This is a genomic window from Anaerococcus tetradius ATCC 35098 (genome assembly GCF_000159095.1).
In the GTDB taxonomy this organism is placed as follows: Bacteria; Bacillota; Clostridia; order Tissierellales; family Peptoniphilaceae; genus Anaerococcus; species Anaerococcus tetradius.
Genome location: NZ_GG666352.1, coordinates 1 through 520, shown reverse-complemented (window position 1 = coordinate 520; position 520 = coordinate 1). Strand labels below are relative to the sequence as shown.

The 520-nt window shown below is 31.5% G+C and carries 1 protein-coding gene; it reads right to left on the bottom strand.

The window, feature by feature from the left end; all coding sequences use genetic code 11:
* On the bottom strand, window positions 1-520 hold a 520-nt coding region (locus HMPREF0077_RS10405; protein ID WP_004837934.1), incomplete at both ends, for a leucine-rich repeat domain-containing protein.

Sequence of the window (520 nt, the reverse complement as noted above, 5' to 3'; positions counted from 1 at the left end):
CTTGATTATGGAATACTCCCTTACTGTTAATATTTGGATTGCCTAAAACTTTTATAGTGTGCAATTTATTTCTTGAAAAAGCATACTGTTCAATTGTCTTCACAGACTTCGGTATAGTTATTTCTTGGAGGTTATTTCTTTCAAAAGCATTATGTTCAATATTTACCAAAGTATCAGGTAAAGTCACTTCTCTAAGTCCACAATTGAAAAATGCTAAACCACCAAGATAAGTTAAGCTATTTGATAGTTTTACCTCGTCTATACTTGCATCGTAAAAGGCAGCATAACCTAAATGCTTAACAGAATCAGGAATAATTACTTTATCCCAATGTTTGCCACGTCCAAATTCTCTTTTATATCTAAGTTCATCGTTTGAATGACTTAAAGAATAATTTCCATTTATAGATTTCGTTCCTTCAGGAAATACTAGAATATTTGTCTTCTCTTTCTTTTCTAAGCCTTTATCACTAAAGGCAATTATATTTCCCTCAGAGGAATACATAAAATCATCTTCCGTCCA